The sequence below is a fragment of the Cupriavidus sp. 21MJTG02-4 genome (assembly GCF_057798975.1).
In genome coordinates, this window is the sequence record NZ_JBYOJP010000026.1 from 29,835 (window position 1) to 49,026 (window position 19,192).

At 65.6% G+C, this 19,192-nt stretch carries 14 protein-coding genes; 5 read left to right on the plus strand and 9 right to left on the minus strand.

From position 1 onward, the window contains the following. The first annotated feature begins 180 nt into the window (after positions 1–180). The gene (locus tag AC3FKH_RS31995; protein WP_488679626.1) at positions 181–1,164 is read left to right on the plus strand and encodes a Bug family tripartite tricarboxylate transporter substrate binding protein; all 984 of its coding nucleotides are present in this window, start codon (positions 181–183) and stop codon (positions 1,162–1,164) included. A gap of 203 nt (positions 1,165–1,367) precedes the next feature. Here the strand turns inward: AC3FKH_RS31995 and AC3FKH_RS32000 are convergent, their stop codons facing one another. Then, on the minus strand, positions 1,368–2,654 hold the full coding sequence (locus tag AC3FKH_RS32000) for a citrate synthase (protein WP_488679627.1): 1,287 nt from the start codon (positions 2,652–2,654) through the stop codon (positions 1,368–1,370). 306 nt (positions 2,655–2,960) lie between these two features. Here AC3FKH_RS32000 and AC3FKH_RS32005 point away from each other — a divergent pair, with 306 nt between their 5' ends. Then, a complete protein-coding gene (locus tag AC3FKH_RS32005; protein WP_488679628.1) occupies positions 2,961–4,217 on the plus strand; it encodes a CaiB/BaiF CoA transferase family protein in 1,257 nt (418 codons plus the stop codon). Positions 4,218–4,367: 150 nt separating this feature from the next. Here AC3FKH_RS32005 and fusA read toward each other — a convergent pair whose 3' ends face one another. Beyond that, positions 4,368–6,476, minus strand: a complete 2,109-nt coding sequence (fusA, locus tag AC3FKH_RS32010; protein ID WP_488679629.1) for an elongation factor G — start codon at positions 6,474–6,476, stop codon at positions 4,368–4,370. A gap of 343 nt (positions 6,477–6,819) precedes the next feature. Here fusA and AC3FKH_RS32015 point away from each other — a divergent pair, with 343 nt between their 5' ends. After that, on the plus strand, positions 6,820–7,449 hold the full coding sequence (locus tag AC3FKH_RS32015; RefSeq protein ID WP_488679630.1) for a response regulator: 630 nt from the start codon (positions 6,820–6,822) through the stop codon (positions 7,447–7,449). A 129-nt stretch (positions 7,450–7,578) separates the two neighbouring features. Beyond that, positions 7,579–8,550: a DedA family protein/thiosulfate sulfurtransferase GlpE gene (locus tag AC3FKH_RS32020; protein ID WP_488679647.1), complete on the plus strand. Its 972-nt coding sequence runs from the start codon at positions 7,579–7,581 to the stop codon at positions 8,548–8,550. Between the two features lie 33 nt (positions 8,551–8,583). On the opposite strand, the gene AC3FKH_RS32025 is transcribed toward AC3FKH_RS32020, so the two are convergent. From AC3FKH_RS32025 to AC3FKH_RS32050, 6 genes are all read right to left on the minus strand, one after another. After that, positions 8,584–9,540 (minus strand): DUF1177 domain-containing protein, encoded by a 957-nt coding sequence (locus AC3FKH_RS32025; RefSeq protein WP_488679631.1) that lies wholly within the window; start codon positions 9,538–9,540, stop codon positions 8,584–8,586. 63 nt (positions 9,541–9,603) lie between these two features. Continuing rightward, entirely contained in the window at positions 9,604–10,767 is a 1,164-nt protein-coding gene (locus AC3FKH_RS32030) for a porin (protein WP_488679632.1), read from the minus strand. A 127-nt stretch (positions 10,768–10,894) separates the two neighbouring features. Continuing rightward, positions 10,895–11,650, minus strand: a complete 756-nt coding sequence (gene pepE / locus AC3FKH_RS32035; RefSeq protein WP_488679633.1) for a dipeptidase PepE — start codon at positions 11,648–11,650, stop codon at positions 10,895–10,897. 40 nt (positions 11,651–11,690) lie between these two features. Then, a complete protein-coding gene (locus tag AC3FKH_RS32040; RefSeq protein WP_488679634.1) occupies positions 11,691–12,875 on the minus strand; it encodes an aminotransferase class V-fold PLP-dependent enzyme in 1,185 nt (394 codons plus the stop codon). Positions 12,876–12,911: 36 nt separating this feature from the next. Next, entirely contained in the window at positions 12,912–14,522 is a 1,611-nt protein-coding gene (locus tag AC3FKH_RS32045; RefSeq protein WP_483733229.1) for an OPT/YSL family transporter, read from the minus strand. 73 nt (positions 14,523–14,595) lie between these two features. Next, on the minus strand, positions 14,596–15,321 hold the full coding sequence (locus AC3FKH_RS32050; protein ID WP_488679635.1) for an IclR family transcriptional regulator: 726 nt from the start codon (positions 15,319–15,321) through the stop codon (positions 14,596–14,598). Positions 15,322–15,520: 199 nt separating this feature from the next. On the opposite strand from AC3FKH_RS32050, the gene AC3FKH_RS32055 reads away from it, so the two are divergent. Next, positions 15,521–18,250, plus strand: coding sequence for a hypothetical protein (locus AC3FKH_RS32055; protein ID WP_488679636.1), 2,730 nt, complete (start codon positions 15,521–15,523; stop codon positions 18,248–18,250). Between the two features lie 15 nt (positions 18,251–18,265). Here AC3FKH_RS32055 and AC3FKH_RS32060 read toward each other — a convergent pair whose 3' ends face one another. Next, entirely contained in the window at positions 18,266–19,021 is a 756-nt protein-coding gene (locus tag AC3FKH_RS32060; protein ID WP_488679637.1) for an IclR family transcriptional regulator, read from the minus strand. Between the last annotated feature and the right edge of the window lie 171 nt (positions 19,022–19,192).

A 19,192-nucleotide genomic window follows, 5' to 3' on the forward strand; every position in this document is an offset into this window, starting at 1 on the left:
CAACGGATGTGTTTTCGAACGACAGGTATTGACACGGCGGATCGTGCGCGCCATGCGTTGCCGTCCACACCCATGGTCAGCGCAACTTATCGCTGAGGTAAAGAAAGGCGACTCGACAGCGATGGTCGCGACCCCAAGAATCCATTGCGTAATAGCGGCTGCAATAGCAGCTTTTTACGAATGGAGAACCATCCAATGCGTGCGTCGGCGTTTGGCATTTTTTCACTGGCAATGCTGGCATTGCTGCCCGTCTCGCAAGCGAACGCGCAGGAGCGGGAGCGTCCGCCGCTCAGGCTTGTCGTCCCTTACGCGGCGGGAGGGACGACCGACTACGTCGCCCGTCTTCTGCAGAAACCTCTCGGCGAGTTCCTGAAGCAGACCGTCATCGTGGAAAACAGGCCCGGCGCAGCGGGAACGATCGGCACCGATAACGTTGCGAAGGCACGGGCTGACGGCAACACGCTGCTGTTCGGCAATCAGGGGCCGAATGCGCTCGTTCCCACGCTCAGGAAGACGCCATACGATGCGCTGACTGATCTTCGGCCGTTGACGACAATCGCCTTTATGCCGCTGGTGTTGATCACTTCGGCAGAGAAGGGACCTGCGACACTCGCCCTGTTGTTGAGCCAGGCGCGGCAGCCTGGCGCAACCGTCAACTACGGGTCTTCGGGAATTGGCTCGCTTGCGCATCTGGCGGCAGTCGAGTTCTCCCGTCGCGGCAAGCTGGAGATGACGCATATCCCCTATCAGGGAGGATCGCTGGTTGCCACGGGCCTGCTCCAGGGCGATATCCAGTGCAGCTTCGTAACTTCGCTTGAATCCGCGTCAATGGTGCGTTCCGGCAAGATGCGGGTGCTGGGCGTGGCGGCATCCCGCCGCGTTCCCTCGCTGTCGCATGTCCCGGCCATTGCCGAGGTGTTGCCCGGATTCGAAAGTGTCCTGTGGTTTGCCGCATTCGCGCCGAAAGGCACTAGCGACGAGGACGCCAAACGGCTTCGCGATGCCTTGGTCAAAGCGGTCGAAAGTCCCGACTTCCGAAAATACCTGACCGACAACTATGCCGAGGCCAAAGCCAGTACGCCCGCGGAACTCACCCGGCTGATCCGGCGAGATATGCAGCATTGGGCCGACGTCGCCGGCACCGCCAGAATTTCAATGCAGTGACGCATTCTGTCGACCGGGAGGGTGCATGACCTTGCTTCAACTGAATAATGATTGATACCAGCGGGGAAGCCGCCGAAGCGGCGGGCCAGTTCGATGACATGACCACGCAGGGGCATGCGCCGGGTCCGCCCGCCTCCGGGACGGGCTGACTGGTTTTCAACGCGGCGTAATACGGTCAAATCAGCCCATGCCGCGAGCAATCTTCAACGAAGAACGTTCCCGGTGAATAGCTGGCGCGGGCGGCCGATCCTGGCGTCGGGATCGGACATCATTTCGTTCAGCTGGGCAATCCATCCCACGGTTCGCGATAACGCGAAAATGGCTGTGAACAGGGACGCCGGAATACCAATGGCGCGCAGCACGATTCCCGAGTAGAAGTCGACATTTGGATAGAGTTTGCGCGAGACAAAGTACTCGTCTTCCAGCGCCACTTTCTCCAGTGCCATGGCAAGTTGCAGCAACGGATCCCCGTCCATGCCAAGGTGGCCTAGTACCTCGTGGCAGGTCTCTTGCATCAGCCTTGCGCGGGGATCGTAGTTTTTGTAGACGCGGTGTCCGAAGCCCATCAGCCTGACGTCCGAATTCTTGTCTTTCACTTTTGCGATAAATTCGCCGATTCGGGCTACGCCTCCGGCAGCATGGATATCTTGCAGCATGTCAAGGCAGGCTTCGTTGGCGCCGCCATGGCCAGGTCCCCACAGGCACGCAATACCCGCCGCGATTGCGGCAAAGGGATTCGTTCCGGACGAGCCGCACAGGCGCACCGTGGAAGTCGAGGCGTTCTGCTCGTGGTCAGCGTGCAGGATAAAGATGCGGTCCAATGCACGCACCAGCACGTCGCTCGGCACGTAATCCTGGCAAGGCGTCGCGAACATCATGCGCATGAAGTTGCCGGTGTAGGAGAGCGCGTTGTTCGGGTACTGACAAGACTGGCCGACGCTGTGCTTGTAAGCCATGGCTACCAGCGTCGGCATCTTGGCGATGAGGCGAATCGCGGTCATCTCACGGTGCTTCGGATCATTGATGTCCATGCTGTCGTGGTAGAAGCCAGCCAGGGCACCCGCCATGCCTGTCAGCACGGCCATAGGGTGGGCGTCGCGACGAAACCCACGGAGAATCATGTGCATCTGCTCGTCGACCATCGTGTGGTTGGCCACGAGGCCTGCGAATGCCCGTTTCTGGTTTTGATCGGGCAGTTCAGCCTTCAGCAATAGATGGCACACGTCCAGGTATTCGCACTGCGTGGCCAGCTGTTCGATCGGATAGCCGCGGTACAGCAGTTCCCCCTTGTCGCCATCGATATACGTGATGGCCGATTGGCACGATGCGGTAGAGAGAAATCCCGGGTCGTACGTGAACATTCCAGTCTTTCCGTACAGATTCCGGATATCGATCACTTCCGGGCCAACGCTGCCCTGGTAGATGGGGAGGGTGATGCTAGGGGTGGCATCGCTGAATGTCAGGACGGCTTTGTTCTCGGAAAATTTCATCTTGCAGGCTCTTCATTTGCGAACGACGGCCCATCGGCCGCACGATTTGTGCCAGGCCTTCAGGATTGCCCGCCGCCGGCTTCAGGCGAAGCGTGGCTTTGCATTCCGCGAAGCAGCGGGCACCACCGCGATGGCAGCAGCAGATATCCGTCTTTGACGTGGACAACCATTGTCTTTTTCGACGACAGATGCACGCAGTGTTCGTTGTCGGTAAGAAAGACTTTCCGGAACACACAAGAGATCCAACTCGACATTGGTTCGGGGCCAACTCAAACTGCTTCCAACTCAATATAAGCCCGTGAATCCATGTCTTCATCCACGCCAACACCTGACCCTCTGCGGGGCGTCAAGGTCATCGAACTTTCGCATCTGATTGCTGGCCCATACTGCGGGCAGTTGCTCGCTGAAGAGGGCGCTACCGTAATCAAGGTCGAACCGCCGGAAGGGGAACTGACACGTCATCGGGAGCCCATGCGCCGGTCGGGAGGCAAAGCCATTTCAGGCTACTTTGGCGCGCTCAATCGCGGCAAGGAGAGCATTACCCTGGACCTCAAGAACCCGCAGGGTCTGCATACGCTGCATGGTCTTCTCGAGACGGCCGACGTGCTGGTGACCAACATGCGCGGTGGTGCGCTTAAACGCCTGGGTCTTTACCCCGACGATTTGATCAAGCGATACCCGCGGCTGGTGATCGCCTGCATTTCGGGTTTTGGCCTGAATAACGCAGGCAAATACACGGAGAGGGCCGGGCTTGCGATGGTGGCGGAGGCCATGTCGGGAACCACCAGCCTGACGCGAGATCACGATGGCGATCCGGTGTGGTGCGGCTTTGCCATGGGTGACATTCTCGCGGCAATGGCAGCGCACTCGGCAATCCTGCTTGCGTTGCGCAATCAGGAGAAACATGGTTTGGGCCGGGTGCTGGACCTGAGCATGGTCGAGTGCTCCCTGCCCATGGTAAGCGTGGCGCTTGCCCGCGAACAATCGGCGAGCGCGGAGCTGCGGGCCTTCGCGGGTTCCAACAACTTCCATGGCGTGCCTTATGGCGCTTTCCCGGCGTCGGACGGTTTCGTCAACATCGGTGTCAATCGCGACGACTTCTGGAAGCGCCTGTGCGAGGCCATGGAACAGCCGGAACTCGGCGTGGACCCTCGCTACGAGACCTATGTCGAGCGCGCCAAGCGGCAACAGGAGGTGCATCGGATCACGGAAGCCTTTACGCGGCGCTTTACCCGCAACGAGATTGTTGAAAAGCTGAACGCAGCCGATGTGCCGGTAGCCAGTATCTTGACCATGGCCGAACTCACTAGCGACGACTACATGCGCACCCGCGGATCGTTCCGCACGGTGCGTGACGGGATCGGGGGCACCATGCTGTTGCCGGTGGATCCCGCGCGGTTTCAACCAGCCGAAGGCAGCGATCTCGTTCCTTTGCTGGGCCAGCACAGGGAAGAGGTACTCTCACGAGAATTGGGCCTGTCGGCGCAAGAGATTTTGCGCCTGGAGCAGGCGGGGGCGTTTGGAAAGTTGCGAGTACCGGCCTCGGAGGCAACGATCTCGTGACACCGTGACAACCTGAGTCTGCGCATGGCTGTTTTGGTGGCGTAGCGGGCTGGGGTTTTGTGGTGATGACTGGGTCGTCGTGCTTGCCAAGCACGACAACCCATTCATCACCCCAAACGCGGCCTCTATCCTTAGCCAACCCGAACCCCGCTATGCCACCCGCTTCGCATTGATCACCGCCTCCGCCACACTTGCCGGCGCCTCGGCGTAATGCTTGAACTCCATCGTAAAGGTCGCGCGGCCCTGCGTGAGCGAGCGCAGCGATGTGGAGTAGCCGAACATCGTCGCCAGCGGCACCTCGGCGCGCACCACCTTGCCGCCGCCGCCCGCGATCTCTTCCATGCCGTGCACCATGCCACGCCGCGACGACAGGTCGCCCATCACATTGCCGGTAAATTCCTCCGGCGTTTCCACTTCCACCGACATCATTGGCTCAAGCAGGATCGGTTTGGCCCGCTTCATACCTTCGCGGAACGCCATCGAGCCGGCCATGCGGAACGCATTCTCGTTCGAGTCCACGTCATGGTACGAACCGAATACCAGCGTGGCCTTCACATCGACAATCGGATAACCGGCCAGCACGCCGGCGGTCAGCGTTTCGCGAATGCCCTTGTCCACCGCCGGGATGAATTCGCGCGGCACCACGCCGCCCTTGATGGCGTCGACGAACTCGTAGCCGCCGCCGTGCGGCATCGGCTCGATGTTGAGCACCACGTGGCCGTACTGGCCGCGACCGCCCGACTGCTTGATGAACTTGCCCTCGACATCCTTCGCTGCCTGCCGGATGGTCTCGCGATAGGCCACCTGCGGCTTGCCCACCGACGCTTCCACGCCGAACTCGCGCCGCATGCGGTCGACCAGGATCTCCAGGTGCAGCTCGCCCATGCCCGAAATGATGGTCTGCCCGGATTCCTCGTCGGTCGTCACGCGGAACGACGGGTCTTCCTGCGCCAGCCGGTTCAGGGCGACGCCCATCTTCTCCTGGTCCGCCTTGGTCTTCGGCTCCACGGCCTGCGAGATCACCGGTTCCGGGAAGCTCATGCGTTCCAGGATGATGACCTTGTTCGGGTCGCACAGCGTGTCGCCGGTGGTAGCTTCCTTCAGCCCCACCGCCGCGGCGATATCGCCTGCGCGCACTTCCTTGATTTCCTGGCGCACGTTGGCGTGCATCTGCAGGATGCGCCCCAGCCGCTCGCGCTTGGACTTGACCGGGTTGTAAACCGTGTCGCCGGAATGGACCACGCCCGAATACACGCGGAAGAAGATCAGCTGGCCGACGAACGGGTCGGTCATGATCTTGAACGCCAGCGCCGAGAACGGCTCGTCGTCGCTCGGATGGCGCTCGGCCTCGCGGTCGTCCTCGGTATGGCCCAGGATGGCGGGCACGTCGGCGGGCGAGGGCAGGTAGTCGATCACCGCGTCGAGCATGCTCTGCACGCCCTTGTTCTTGAACGCGCTGCCGCACAGCATCGGCACGATCTCGTTGGCGATGGTGCGCTTGCGCAGGCCCTGCTTGATCTGCGCTTCGGTGAGCGGTTCGCCGGACAGGTATTGCTCGAGCAGCGTCTCGTCGGCCTCGGCCGCGGCTTCGATCATCTTGTCGCGCCATTCCTGGGCGATCGGCAGCAGCTCGGCCGGGATGTCGATGTACTCGAAACGCACGCCCTGGCTCGCGTCATCCCAGACCACGGCCTTCATCTTGACCAGGTCGACCACGCCCTGGAAATGGTCCTCGGCGCCGACCGGGATCTGGATCGGCACGGCGCGGCCCTTGAGCCGGTCGGCGATCTGGGTCTGCACGCGGAAGAAGTCCGCGCCGACGCGGTCCATCTTGTTGACGAACGCGATGCGCGGCACGTTGTACTTGTTGGCCTGGCGCCAGACCGTCTCGGACTGCGGCTGCACGCCGCCGACCGCGTCATAGACCATGCACGCGCCGTCCAGCACGCGCATGGAGCGCTCGACTTCGATGGTGAAGTCGACGTGCCCCGGCGTGTCGATGATGTTGATGCGGTGCTCGGGGTAGTTGCCGGCCATGCCCTTCCAGAACGCCGTCGTCGCCGCCGACGTGATGGTGATGCCGCGCTCCTGCTCCTGCTCCATCCAGTCCATCGTCGCGGCGCCGTCGTGCACTTCCCCCAGCTTGTGGTTGACGCCGGTATAGAACAGGATGCGCTCCGTCGTCGTCGTCTTGCCGGCGTCGATATGGGCACTGATGCCGATATTGCGGTAGCGCTCGATGGGGGTTTTGCGGGACACGGCAATCTCTCCGGGATGACCTTAGTTCAGTAGAGTAGCACCTGCCGGGCAACCCCGTTTGTCCCTGCGCGCGGAAGGGGCAGCCATCGGGGCGCGGTGCGCGCCGTCCGTCGTCCGGGCGCGGCAAGCCGGTGGATCCGGCTTGCTGGCGGCCTATAAGAGCAAAGAAATTGCTTCGTCAGATGCAGATTCATCTGCATTGCGGTTCCACCGCATTTCAGCGCCTGAGCGCCTGCCTATACTTGCCCCTTCGTGTCCCGCGTCTACCTCTTGCGGGTGACAGTCTTCCGGCGCCCGGGCGCCTACCTGACCCATTCCTATACAGAGAGACAGACAGGCAAGCATGGCTAGCGTCCTGATCGTTGATGATCATCCCGCGTGGCGGCTGGTGATGAGATCGCAGCTTTCCCAACTGCTCGGCGTGGAGCATATTCTCGAAGCCGACAATGGCCAGTGTGCGATCGAAGCGGTGCGCCAGCACAAGCCGGACCTGGTGATACTCGACCTCGACATTCCGCGCATCGGCGGCCTCGATGTGGCTGCCCGCGTGCGCGACGTCCATCCGGCGGTGCGCGTCCTTGTCGTGACCGCGCTGGATCCGGCCGTGTTCGTGTCGCGCGCGTGGCAGGCAGGCGCGCAGGGCTTTGTCAGCAAGACCCAGGACATCCACGAGATCCTGCGGGCGGTGGAGTCCGTGCTGGCCGGCTATACGGTTTTTCCGGCACTGCCACGGCGCGGCGCCTACGGGCCGGCGTTGTCCGGCGACGAGGAAAACCTGCGGCGCCTTTCCGACAAGGAACTGGGGGTGCTGAAGATGCTGGCGCGCGGCATGACGTACAAGGACATCAGCCGCGAACTGTTTATCAGCAACAAGACCGTCAGCAGCTACAAGGCACGCATCATGGCCAAGCTGCAGATCGGCTCGCTGGTGGAGCTGGTGGACTTTGCCCGGCGCTGCAAGCTGATCCAGTAAGGCCAGCCGCGGGCAGGCCCAGGCTCAAGGAATTTGAAGGTCCCATGCAGTCGGCGCACGTGCATGCTGGCCGCAGCGCTGGCAAACTGTCGGTCTATCCAAATGAAAGACCAAGGCGGGGGGACGGCTGTGGGCGAGTTGCAGACCATGCTGGAAAACCATGGGCTGATGCTGGTGTTCCTCAACGTGCTGGCGGAACAGGCGGGCCTGCCGATTCCGGCGTATCCGATGCTGTTCGTGGCCGGCGCACTGGGCGTGCAGGAGACCGGCCCGTCGATCGGCGCGGTGCTGGCGACCGTGATCGCGGCTTGCCTCATCGCGGATACCGCCTGGTATTTTGCCGGCCGCCGGCTGGGCCAGCCCATGTTGCGCACCATCTGCAAGGTGTCGATGTCGCCGGATACCTGCATCCGCCAGACCCAGTCGCTTTACCTGCGCGTGGGGCCGCGATCGCTGGTGTTCGCCAAGCTGCTGCCCGGTGCCGGCGCGCTGTCCACGGCCATGGCCGGCATGACGGCCACGCCGCTGCCGGTATTCCTGTTCTATGACGCCGTCGGCGCGCTGGTCTGGGCCGGCGCGGCGCTGCTGGTCGGTGTGGTGTTCAGTGACTTTGTCGATGTCATCCTGGCCGGCTTCAGCGAGTACGGGCACCTGGCGGTGCTGATCTGCGTGGGCGCCTTCGCGCTGTTCCTGGCCTGGCGCATCTGGTGGCGTTTCCGGCTGTTGCGCCGGACGCGGCGGGTGCCGCGCATGACCGTCGATGAACTCGAGGCCCGCCGCCGCGCCGGCACGCTGCCGCTGGTGCTCGACGTCCGCGCCCATGGCCCCGCACCGATCGAACGCATCCCGGGGGCCATGGTCGTCGACATGCATGGATCGCTCGACACGCTGCGCGACCAGCTTGCGTCGCGCGACATCGTCGTCTACTGCGCCTGTCCGCACGAGATTTCGGCGGCCATCCTGGCCGAGCGGCTCCGCGCCGCGGGCCATCCGCAGACCTTTGCCCTGGCGGGCGGCTTCGACGAGTGGAAGCGCCTGCACGGCGGCACCGAGGCGCCGCCGCAGGCCGCGGAAGCGGCCAACGACGCGGCAGCCGGCTGACCCGCCTTGCCCGAGGGTGGCGGGGCGGAAGTCTCAACGCGTGCCGGCAGTCTGGAACACCGTCAGGTCCGGGTAGACCGCGCGGATCTTTTCCCACTCGGCGGCGTTGAAGAACTGGCACTTGCCCGCGCCAAAGCGCTTGCCCACTTCGACGCAGAAGCGCACGGCCTCGGCAATGTCGATCTCGTGGTTGGCCGACGTGGCGCTGCCCGATACGACCGATTGTGCGGTAACCGCCACCCCGACCACCGGCGCGCGCGTGGCCACGTGCGGCTGCATGATGCTGTTGAAGTGGTACAGGCCGTTGTGATACGGCGTGATGTCCTGTTGCGAGATCGGGAACGTGACGGCCGGGCAGCCGGTGGTCGATTCCATCGTCGCGACCAGGTCCGGGCTCACGCGCAGGATGTAGCCCTGCATGGCCGTCGGCGAAATCGCGAAGCCGCGATGCTTGATGATGCTGTTGCCCTTGGATGCATCAATCGACAGGATGGCGTCCATCTCCGGCAGCACCTGGTGGTCGTTCATGGTATCCGACGACACCGGCATGCCCATGAACGGCACCGGATCGTGTGGCTGCATCGACACATTGGTCGACAGGTGCGTCGTGACGATGATGTCGCCGGCCACGTGATCGCCGCGGGACTTCATCTGCGCGAGCTTGAGCGCCACGGCCAGGCAGCCGATCGGGCCATCCGCGTCGGAGACCAGGCCCACCAGCTCGGGCCGCGCGCCGATGGCGCCATTGCGGCCGATCACGCCCAGCGTGGGCGCCTGGCCGCCGCCGCGCTTGCCGGCGCTGCCGGGAATCACGATGGTGATGAAGTCGCTCGTGTTGGCGGTGTTTTCGGGCGGTGCGTTGTGCACCGTAGTCACTTCGACCGTCACGCCGGCCGCGGCGTAGGGCGCGAACAGTTCCCGGACCACAGCACCGTTGGCGTTCGGGCTGTCCAGGGCTTCATGAATGACCAGCGTCTGCTGCAGGGCCATGGTTTTTCTCCAAGTGAAATGCGAGGGTTGCCACGCAAGCGAGCGCGCGGCGTGGGATATCGATCAAAACTGGTGGCGCAGGCCGACCATGACGGTGGTCTGGTTGTCGTTGCCGTCGAGACGGCGGCCGCTGTCGCCGGTCCAGTTGGTGGTGTTGTTGCCGAACAGGCCGGACCAGTCGCCGCGCACCCAGTCGTAGGCCACGGCCAGGTAGGCGTCGGTACGCTTGCTGAACGCGTAGTCGGCGACGGCATAGGCGGTGGTGCGGTTGCCGCTGAAGTTGTCGGCGCGCGTGCGGTTGTGCATCACGCTGCCCGTCAGCGTCACGTTGCCGGTGACGGCGTAGTTGGCCCCGACGGTGAAGAAGTCGTCGCGGCGGCTGCCGTTGAAGACCGAGTTGATGGCCGCGCGGTTGGTCGGCGTGGGCGCGGTCGACATGCTCGTGATGGTGGCCGTGTCGGTGCCGCCGCGCGACGAATCGAAGCCGCCGTCGCGGTCGCTGTAGATATAGTTGGCAAACAGGTTGCCGCGGCCGACGGATGCCTTCAGGCCAGCCATGTAGATGCGGGCCGCACGGCTCTGGATATCGCGGGTTTGCTGGAAGTCGCCGATCGCCGTGATCGGGCCCGCCGCGTACTTGAGGCCCAGCGATACCGACGAGCTTGCCGAACCTTTGCCTGCCGTTTCACCGAGCGCATATTCGGCGATCACCGAGACCGGGCCGAAGTTGCCGGTGTAGCTGAGCGCGTTGTCGTAGCGCTGGCCGGTCAGGTAGACCATCCACGAATTGGACGGCGCCGCGCCGACGCCGAGCGGGTCGACGTAGTACAGCATGGTGTTGGCCGTGGTGTATTGCCGGCCCATGGCCAGCTCGCCCCAGCGGTTGCCGATCTTCACGTAGGCCTGGCGGCCGAAAAGCTGGCCCTGCTGGTCCAGCTTGCCGGTATCGGTCAGGAAGCCGTTCTCCAGCACGAAGCCGGCCTTGACCCCATCACCCAGGTCTTCGCTGCCACGCAAGCCGAAGCGGCTGCCCGACAGGAAACCCTCGCCGCCCTGCTGCAGGCCAAGCACGGCGTCACCGGCCGGGTTCGAATGCGTCTGGTACGTCAGGCCACTGTCGATGACGCCGTACAGCGTCAGGCCGGACTGTTGCGCCATGGCGGCGGCAGGCAGGCTAAGCAGCAGAGGCAGGGCCGCGCGGGCGGCGCGGCGGACGGGGTGGCTCATTGTGGTTTCTCCTCCAGAGGGTAATAGGGTGTCCGCGCGGGGGCGCATCAGCGCAGCCTGCGTCGGTGGTTGTCTTGTTCGAATTGGCCGGGCACTGCCGGCCCGGCGGCGTCAGCGAGGCCTGCGCTTAGCAGGCAAAGCCCGGCAAGTCCTGCATCCCCGCCGGACCCTTGATGCGCGACAGCGCAAACGTCTCGCCTTCACGAATGGTCTCGACCTGGCCTTCGGCCGGGAAACACAGCGCATGGCGCTCGCCAAGCACCGTCCCATTGGTGCCGTCGCTGTACAGCGCCGAACCTTCCGGCAACGCAAACACCTGCTCCGGCGCATTGATGTTCAGGAACTCGGCCAGCCGCTCTTCACGGCTTTCGCCGTTATGGCCGGCCGGCTTGCCGCTGATGAAGTGCGGGTTGATCTGGAACGGCACCAGCCCGAGCGCGCGCAGCGACGGCGGCTGCACGATCGGCATGTCGTTGGTGGTGCGGATGGTCGGGCAGGCCACGTTGCTGCCAGCGCTCCAGCCCACGTACGGCGTGCCGGCGCGCACCTTCGCGCGGATCGCGTCAACGATGCCGGCGTCATACATGCGCTTGAGCAGCGCAAAGGTGTTGCCGCCGCCCACGGCGATGGCCTCGGCCTCGTTCACGGCGCGCAGCGGATCGGCGCTGTGGTGGATCGACTCGAGCGCGTAGCCCAGCCGTTCGAACACCGGCTTGACCATGCCTTCATAGGTGTCGAAGCTGAACGTCACGCCGGCGAACGGCACGAACAGCACCTTGCGCGGTTCCTTGCGCAGCAGCGTGTGGATCTGCTCGCCGGCGTGCTCGAGATAGCCGAGGTTGTCCTTGCGCGAGCTGCTCATCAGGAGGATGCGTTGGGTCATGTCTGGATTTCCTTCAGGGATTCGGTTCGGGGGCTCGGGCTCAGGCCACGGCGGCGCGGATCAGCGCGGCCACGCGGTCGATTTCCTCGTGGGTGTTGAAGTAGTGCAGCGACACGCGCGCCATGGTCGACACGCCGTAGCGCGCCAGGATCGCGTCCGCCATGAAGTTGCCGGCTTCGATGATGCATTGCTGCGCTTCGAGCGCGGCGACGATGGTGGCCGGGTCCACGCCACGCACATTGAACGGCACGATGCCGATGCGGTCGGCCACGTTGGCCGGGCCGTACAGCTCGAAGCCCGGGATCGACGAGAACTTCGCCACGGTGTATTCGGTCAGGTCACGCACGCGTGCCTCGATGGCGTCGATGCCGATCTGCATGGCGTAGTCGATGGCCGTGCCCATGCCCAGGATCGCCGGCACGATCGGACAGCCCGCCTCGAAGCGGCGCGCGCCGGCCACGAACGACAGCGCGCCGGTTGCGCGGTCATAGGCGCCGTTCCACCAGCCGGCCAGCGCCGGCTCGATCTGTTCGATGAGCGCGCGGCGCACATACAGGAAGCCCGAGCCCTCGGTCGCGCGCAGCGCCTTGCGGCCGCAGCCGGCCAGGAAATCGCAGTCGAGTTCGTCCACGTCCGAGCGCAGCATGCCCACGCTTTGCGCGGCATTGACCAGCGACAGCACGCCGTGGCGGCGCGCCACGGCGCAGATCTGCGCGGCGGGCTGCACCGCGCCCGTCGAGTTGGGCAGGTGCGAGAACGTCAGCAGGCGCGTGCGCGGCGTGATGGCCGCGTCAAAGGCTTCCGGCGACAGCAGGCCTTCGGCATTGGCCGCGACCATCTTCACCACGATGCCGTGGGTTTGCTCAAGGCGGCGCCACGGCAGCAGGTTGCTCAGCATTTCGGTGTCGGCCACCAGCACTTCGTCGCCGGCCTGCCAGGCAATGCCGCGCGCGATCAGCGAGATGCTTTCGGTCGCGTTCTTGGTGAAGGCGATCTCGTCGGCGGCCGCGTTCAGCAGCGCGGCGAGCTTGCCGCGCACGGCGTCCACACGCGCATAGGTCTCCTTGCGGAACGCCGGCAGGTAGATGCCCACGTGACCGGTATCGAGCAGGTAGCTGCGCACGGTGTCGAGCACCGCATCGGGCGGCAGCGATGCCGCTGCCGTGTCGAGGTAGATGGTGGAGGCCGTCAGCGGGGTGCCGGCACGGATCGCTTGGATATCCATGGAACGTCTCAGGTAATGCGAATGCGGGAGGAGGGGTTACTTGCGCAGCTTGGTGACCGAGCCGATGAAGCTGAACAGCGCATCGCCCGCGATTACGCCGCCGGCAAAGGCGCTCATCTCCGCTACATGCTTGTCGCCGCGCAGGCGCTGCACGATGAAGCGGATCAGCAGGCCGGCCAATACCGCCCAGCCGGCCAGCGGCGAGGCGATCAGCATGCCGGTCGAGAGCAGGATGCCGAGCTGGCGCTTGGAGCCACCAATCAGCTGCAGCAGCGCGCCAGGGATCGCCCAGATCACGAGGTTGCGCGCGATTTCCGCCGACGAGCCGGCCTTGATCGACGCCGCGTAGACGCGGTCGACGGGCGGGATCAGGTTCTGCGCGAAGAAGCTGCCGTGGAACACGAGCACCACCACCGCAGCCACGGCGAAGCCGATCATCGCGGCCAGGAACTGCTGCTTGCGGCCGGCCAGTTCGGCTTCCATGTCGCGGCCTTCGCCGCGCAGCAGGTAGCCGGTCTTGAGGTCATAGCCCATGTCGGCGAAGGCCGGGCCCGTGGCGGCCGAGAAGCCCACCAGCACCGCCAGCGCCGTCGGCGGGAAGCCGATCAGGATGCCGATGGTCAGCGTGATCAGCGCCACCGCGAAGGCCGGGAACCAGCCCGAATGCATCGCGGCGATGCCGACGATCAGTTCGTGCACATAGGCGGCGAACGCGGCGTACAGCACGAAGACGACGAGCATTCCCAGCGACATGTCGGACACGTGGCCGGCCAACACCGAGATCAGCAGCGCGATGGCCAGGTAGATCAGGAAGCCGCCGGACAGGATGCGGCTGGCGCGCGAGGCCGGCACTTCGACGGTGCGCGCGTCGGCAGCCGGCGCATGGCGCGCGCGGCGGATCTCTACCGCCACCTGGAACAGCGCCACGATGCCGGCGCCGATCATGAGGCCGTGCGGGATGTAGGCCTTGGCAATGTCCACGCCGGTCACTGCCACCGAGTAGCCGCGCACCAGCAGCCCGATGCCGAACATGGTCAGCGCGGCCAGGTTGCCGAGGAACGCCGCGCCGAACGCGGACATCGGCACGCCGAGCCACGCGCCGCCGACGCCCACGGCAATGCCCAGGCCCAGGAACGCCGCCTTGCGGCCGCCGCGGTCGCCGGCCCAGATGGCTTCGGCGGTGGCAATGCCCGCGGGCCAGGTGCCCGTGGCCGGGAAGATCTTGCTGCCGAACAGGAAGTACAGCATGGCGCCGTCGACGAACATGGCGATCACCGCGCCAATCAGCATCGGCGAGGCCAGTTCCGGCATGCCCATGGCATACGGCACGCCGATCGGGATCATCAGCGAATTGGCCGCGCCGAACGTGGCCGACGAGATCGCCGTCTGCACCAGGTTCTGGCGTTCGAGCACGCGGAAACGCCGGGTGATTTCAAGCGGGATGCGCGAGAACACGATGGCGATCAGCGCGCCGATGATCGAGGTATTGGCGGAGATGCCCAGCGACACGATCAGCTGCATGCCTATCATCGCGCCGAACACGGACAGCACGACGGAAACCAGCAGCAGGAGCGGCTCCATGAAGCGCGTTCTTGTCGCTGGTTGCGCCACCCCCGGCGCGTTCAGTTCTGTTTGCATAGGCGTCATGTCTACCGTTCCTCCCTAGTGTTGTCTCGTTTTGCGCGCCCCGCCAGTTCCGCTGGCCGCCCGCTGTGTGTTGTCAGCGCAGGAACCCTGTCACCGGCCCGATGGTGTCGCGTGCGGCCCGCAGCGCATCGAGCAGGCGCGGCAGGGCATGTTCATCGAGCCGTTGCAGCGGCCCCGCAATCGCGAGCGAGCCGATCACGGCGCGCGTGTCGCGGCTGTAAAGGGGTACCGCCAGTCCGGCCACGGTCGCCGCGGATTCCTCGCAGGTGTAGGCCCAGCCTTCGGCACGGACCCGCACCAGGCGCGCTTCGAGTTCCGCCTCGGCCAGGCCAGCGCGTTGTGCCACGCGCTGGCGCAGTGCCTCCGGCTGGAAGGCCAGGATTGCCTTGGCATGGGCGCCCGCGTCGAGCGCGAAGCGCTGGCCCACGTCGATCGAAAAGCGCAGCTGGTGCTGGCTCTGCGCGATGTCCGTGCACAGGCCTTCGTCACCGTCCAGCCAGGACAGGAACACGGTCTCCCCGCTCTGGCGCGCCAGCGCTTCGAGCGCGGGCTGCACGACCTCGGCCGGCGAAAACGTCTTGCGCATGACCTGGCCCAGTTCGAACCAGCGCAGACCCAGGCCATAGCGGCCCATGGCGTCCTGCACCAGGAAGCCGTTGGCGGCGAAGGTGGCGAGCACGCGATGGACCACGGCGTGATGCACGCCGCTTTCACGCGCCAGTTCGCGCACGCCCCAGCTTGGCTGGCGCGCATTGAAGTGGGTCAACAGCGACAGTGCGCCGTCGAGGGTCTTGAGCATTTCGATTGCCTTGTGTCTCTTATATAGAGACAACGTCTCTGATACAGAGAAATGCTAGGCGCCGGTGACCCTCTCCAACAATCAGGGTTAACACGAATACGGCGCGATACGGTCGGGTAGGCGACGTTGGCATCTCATGCGAGGGAGGCGCTGGAGAGCGTCCTATACTTGGCACGGATCCTTCGCCACGGAGGCGTGCATGCCTGCAGAAGACCACGGATTCAGCGACGAAGCCGCCCGGATCACGCAAAGGCGCCGGCAGCTTGGCATTCCGGCGCGGCCCGGAGCGGACGCGCGCAACTGGGCCCTGGCGCTGTCCGGCGGTGGCATCCGCAGCGCCACGTTCTGCCTCGGTGTGCTGCAGGCTCTGGCGGGCACGCCGCTGCGGCCGACGGCGCAGCCCGAGGGCCAGCAGCCAGGTTCGCCTGCGTCGGCGGCCTCACTGCTGCACCAGTTCGACTACCTGTCCACGGTCAGCGGCGGCGGCTTCCTCGGTGCCTTCTTCACCAGCCTGTTCGTGCCGGGCCGCCTGCGGCGCGGCACGAACCCGGTACAAGCGGCGGCCGACGCGTACCACACGCTGCAGTGCGAGCCGCCCGGGCGCATCCGCACATCGGTGTCCTATGCAGCCGACCCGGGCCGCGGCGCCGTGGCGTGGCTGCGCGAAAACGGCCGCTACCTGTCGCCGACCGGCGCCGGCGACAACCTCTACGCCGCCGTGCTGGTCCTGCGCAACTGGCTGGCGATGCATTACGTGATCGGCAGCGCGCTGCTCCTCGTGCTGGCCTTGCTGGCGCTGGGCCAGTACATGGCCACGGGCATGTCGTACAGCCTCGGCCGCTACGAGATGGACTTGCTTCATGACGCGCGCCAGGCGTTCAACCAGGGCGAATGCATGGTCTGGTGGAGCACCTTGCTGTGGTTGCCGCTGGGCACGGCGCTGCTGCTGGCTGTGCCGCCCGGGCTTGCCTACTGGATGGTGTATCCGCGCGCCAGCGATCCGCAGGCGGCGGCGCGCTTTCTGAGCCCCGGCCCGATCGTGGCGACGCTGGTGGCCATCCTGCTGCTGCTGGCGGCGCGGTGGGTCGTGTGGCTGGGCCCGGGACTGGTGCTGGCCTGCATCCTGGCGGCGGCTGGCGCGCTGACACTGCTGGCCGTGCTGTGCTGCCTGGCCCTGCTTGTCCCGGCGCCGCGCGCGGTATCGGACTATCGCGTGCGGGCCACGCGCGCCTTGCGTGGCGCGGTGACGCTGACGCTGTGGCTGCTGGCGCTCGGCATGGCCGACACCATCGCGCGCACGACCTTCCTCTATGCATCCATGACCGCATCGGCATGGCGCGCGGGCGTTCCCGCCGGCGTGCTTGCCGCGCTGGTCTGGCTGGTACGCTACAGCGCCAGCCTGCGCGACGAAGGCAAGCGGGACAGTGCCGATACGCCCTGGCGCGCGCTGCAGGCGCACTTGCCCGTATCGCTGATGGCCGGGGCGCTGGCCGCGCTGCTGGCGCTGCTGGTGTACGTGCTGTGGTCGTGGCTGGTGCTGGTTGTGCGCTGGAACGGACGCGAGCCGGTGGACTGGCTCGTGTTCGGCAATGCCTACACCGGCCCGGTGCTCGTCGTACTGGTGCTGGTGGCGCTGTTGCTTGCGGTGGTGGCGGGGCGCTTCACCGGCTTCCTGAACCTGTCGACGCTGCAGCCGTTCTATGCGGCGCGGCTCACGCGCGCCTACCTTGGCGCATCGAACGGCGAGCGCTTCGTCCCGCATCCGGCGAACAGGCAGGGCCGCGAACGCTTCAGCGTGGCGGAGCCAGTGCCTGGCGACCAGCTCAGCCTGAACACCTACTACGATCCGCGCGTGCTGGCGCCGCTGCACCTGATCAACGTCACGCTGAACCAGACTGTCGATCCGGCCGAGCAACTGGTGCAGCGCGACCGCAAGGGCAAGCCGCTGTGTGTTGGCCCTGGCCCCAGCGTAGTCCAGCCCGGGACGGCGCAGGCGCTGCCATCCGATAGCTATGCGCGCTTTCTTGTCGATGGGCGTCCTTGTTGTCCGGACCTGTCGCATCCGGGAACGGCCCGGGTCGCCGATTCTCGCACCGTGGGCGACTGGATCGCGATTTCCGGCGCGACGCTGGCGACCGGTATCGGGCGGGCCACGACGCTCGGCACGTCGCTGCTGATGGGTTTGGCGAATCTGCGGCTCGGTACCTGGTGGCCGTCTTACCTGCATGACGGTCCGCGCCATGCGGGCCACGTGCCGGCTGCGCAGCGCCTGCCCGAGCGTGCCACGCACCCGGTGCTGGCGCGCTTCAGCGCGTTGTTCCGCACGCAGTATTGCCTCGCTTGCGAACTCGCCGCGCGCTTCCACGGCATGCATCGCGGCTGGCAGTACCTGTCAGACGGCGGGCACTTCGACAACACCGGCGTGTACGAGTTGCTGCGCCCGGGCCGTGATGTGTCACTGGTCGTGCTGTGCGATGCCGGCGGCGATCCCGACTACCGCTTCGGCGACCTGGCCAACCTGATCCGGCTCGCGCGGATCGACCATGGGCTGGAAATCGTGGTGGATATCGAAGCTGCCACCACGCATCCGGTGCTGAGCACGGTGTTCGGCACGCCGGAAGATTTTGGTACGCAGACCAATGGCGCGGCGGCGGGCAAATGCGCGGTGCTGCTGAATGTGTACCACGCAGGCCCGGCTGTAGAGCGGCGTGATGCGGTCTGCCGCATCGTCCTGCTCAAGCCACGCCTGGCGGACTGGGCGCCGGCCGACGTGCAGCAGTACGGCGCGGACCATCCGGTCTTTCCGCAGGAGGCCACCTCCGACCAGTTCTTCGACGAGGCGCAGTGGGAAAGCTATCGCGCGCTGGGCCACGCCATCGGCGCGCGCGTCTTCGGCGGCGCGGTGGGGCAGGCGCTAATGGCGGGCTGAATGCGCGAACCCCGCTCAGCGCACGAAGCCGATCACGTCCTCTAGCCGGCCGCTTGCATCGCGCAGGGCTTCCAGCAGGCGCGGCACCGCGTCGTCGCCGAGCCGCTGCTGCGGACCGGCAATGGCCACGGAGCCGATCACCGCGCTGCGGTCGCGCGACCACAGCGGCAGCGCCAGCCCTGCCACGCTGGCGGCGGCTTCCTCGCGGGTATGCGCCCAGCCGTGCTGGCGCACCTCGGCCAGCTGGGCTTCGATGGTGTCGCGGTCCAGCGCGGTGTGCGGCCCCATCTTTTCCATGCCCTGGCGGTAGACCTCGTCGCGGAACGCGTCGTCCTGGAACGCGAGCATGGCCTTGGCGTGCGCCCCCGCATAAAGCGGAAAGCGCTCGCCCAGTTCGATTGAAAAGCGCAACTGGTGCTGGCTCTGCACCAGGCCCACGCACAGGCCCTCATGGCCGTCGAGCCACGACAGGAAGACCGTTTCGCCACTTTGCGCGGCCAGCTTTTCCAGTACCGGGCGCACGATCTCGTCGGGCGAGAAGCTTTTGCGCACGACCTGGCCCAGCTCGAACAGGCGCAGGCCGAGCGAGTACTTGCCGGTGGCCGCGTCCTGCACCAGGAAGCCGTTGGCCGCGAAAGTAGCCAGCACGCGATGCACCACCGCGTAGTGCACGCCGCTGTGCTTGGCGAGTTCGCGCACGCCCCAGGTGGGCTGCCGCACGGTGAAGTGGGTCAGCAAGGCCAGCGCGCCGTCCAGTGTCTTGAGTGTCATACCGATATCCTGCTTCGCATGGGGCAGCATGGTACGGGACAAGCGGCGCTGCGCTCAATCCTTACCCCGCCCAAAGCGCTCCGATCGATGCCGGCGCCGATAACCACGCCACCGGTAAGGCCGCGTGGCGGCCGCCAGCACGATTGCCGCGGGCTTACTAAGATAGCGGAC

Coding starts and splice junctions, on each gene's coding strand:
- AC3FKH_RS31995 (WP_488679626.1), top strand. CDS start 181: ATGGAGAACCATCCAATGCGTGCGTCGGCGTTTGGCATTTTTTCACTG.
- AC3FKH_RS32030 (WP_488679632.1), bottom strand. CDS start 10,767: ATGAGCCACCCCGTCCGCCGCGCCGCCCGCGCGGCCCTGCCTCTGCTG.
- AC3FKH_RS32005 (WP_488679628.1), top strand. CDS start 2,961: ATGTCTTCATCCACGCCAACACCTGACCCTCTGCGGGGCGTCAAGGTC.
- AC3FKH_RS32025 (WP_488679631.1), bottom strand. CDS start 9,540: ATGGCCCTGCAGCAGACGCTGGTCATTCATGAAGCCCTGGACAGCCCG.
- AC3FKH_RS32015 (WP_488679630.1), top strand. CDS start 6,820: ATGGCTAGCGTCCTGATCGTTGATGATCATCCCGCGTGGCGGCTGGTG.
- AC3FKH_RS32050 (WP_488679635.1), bottom strand. CDS start 15,321: ATGCTCAAGACCCTCGACGGCGCACTGTCGCTGTTGACCCACTTCAAT.
- AC3FKH_RS32055 (WP_488679636.1), top strand. CDS start 15,521: ATGCCTGCAGAAGACCACGGATTCAGCGACGAAGCCGCCCGGATCACG.
- AC3FKH_RS32040 (WP_488679634.1), bottom strand. CDS start 12,875: ATGGATATCCAAGCGATCCGTGCCGGCACCCCGCTGACGGCCTCCACC.
- AC3FKH_RS32060 (WP_488679637.1), bottom strand. CDS start 19,021: ATGACACTCAAGACACTGGACGGCGCGCTGGCCTTGCTGACCCACTTC.
- AC3FKH_RS32045 (WP_483733229.1), bottom strand. CDS start 14,522: ATGACGCCTATGCAAACAGAACTGAACGCGCCGGGGGTGGCGCAACCA.
- pepE (WP_488679633.1), bottom strand. CDS start 11,650: ATGACCCAACGCATCCTCCTGATGAGCAGCTCGCGCAAGGACAACCTC.
- AC3FKH_RS32000 (WP_488679627.1), bottom strand. CDS start 2,654: ATGAAATTTTCCGAGAACAAAGCCGTCCTGACATTCAGCGATGCCACC.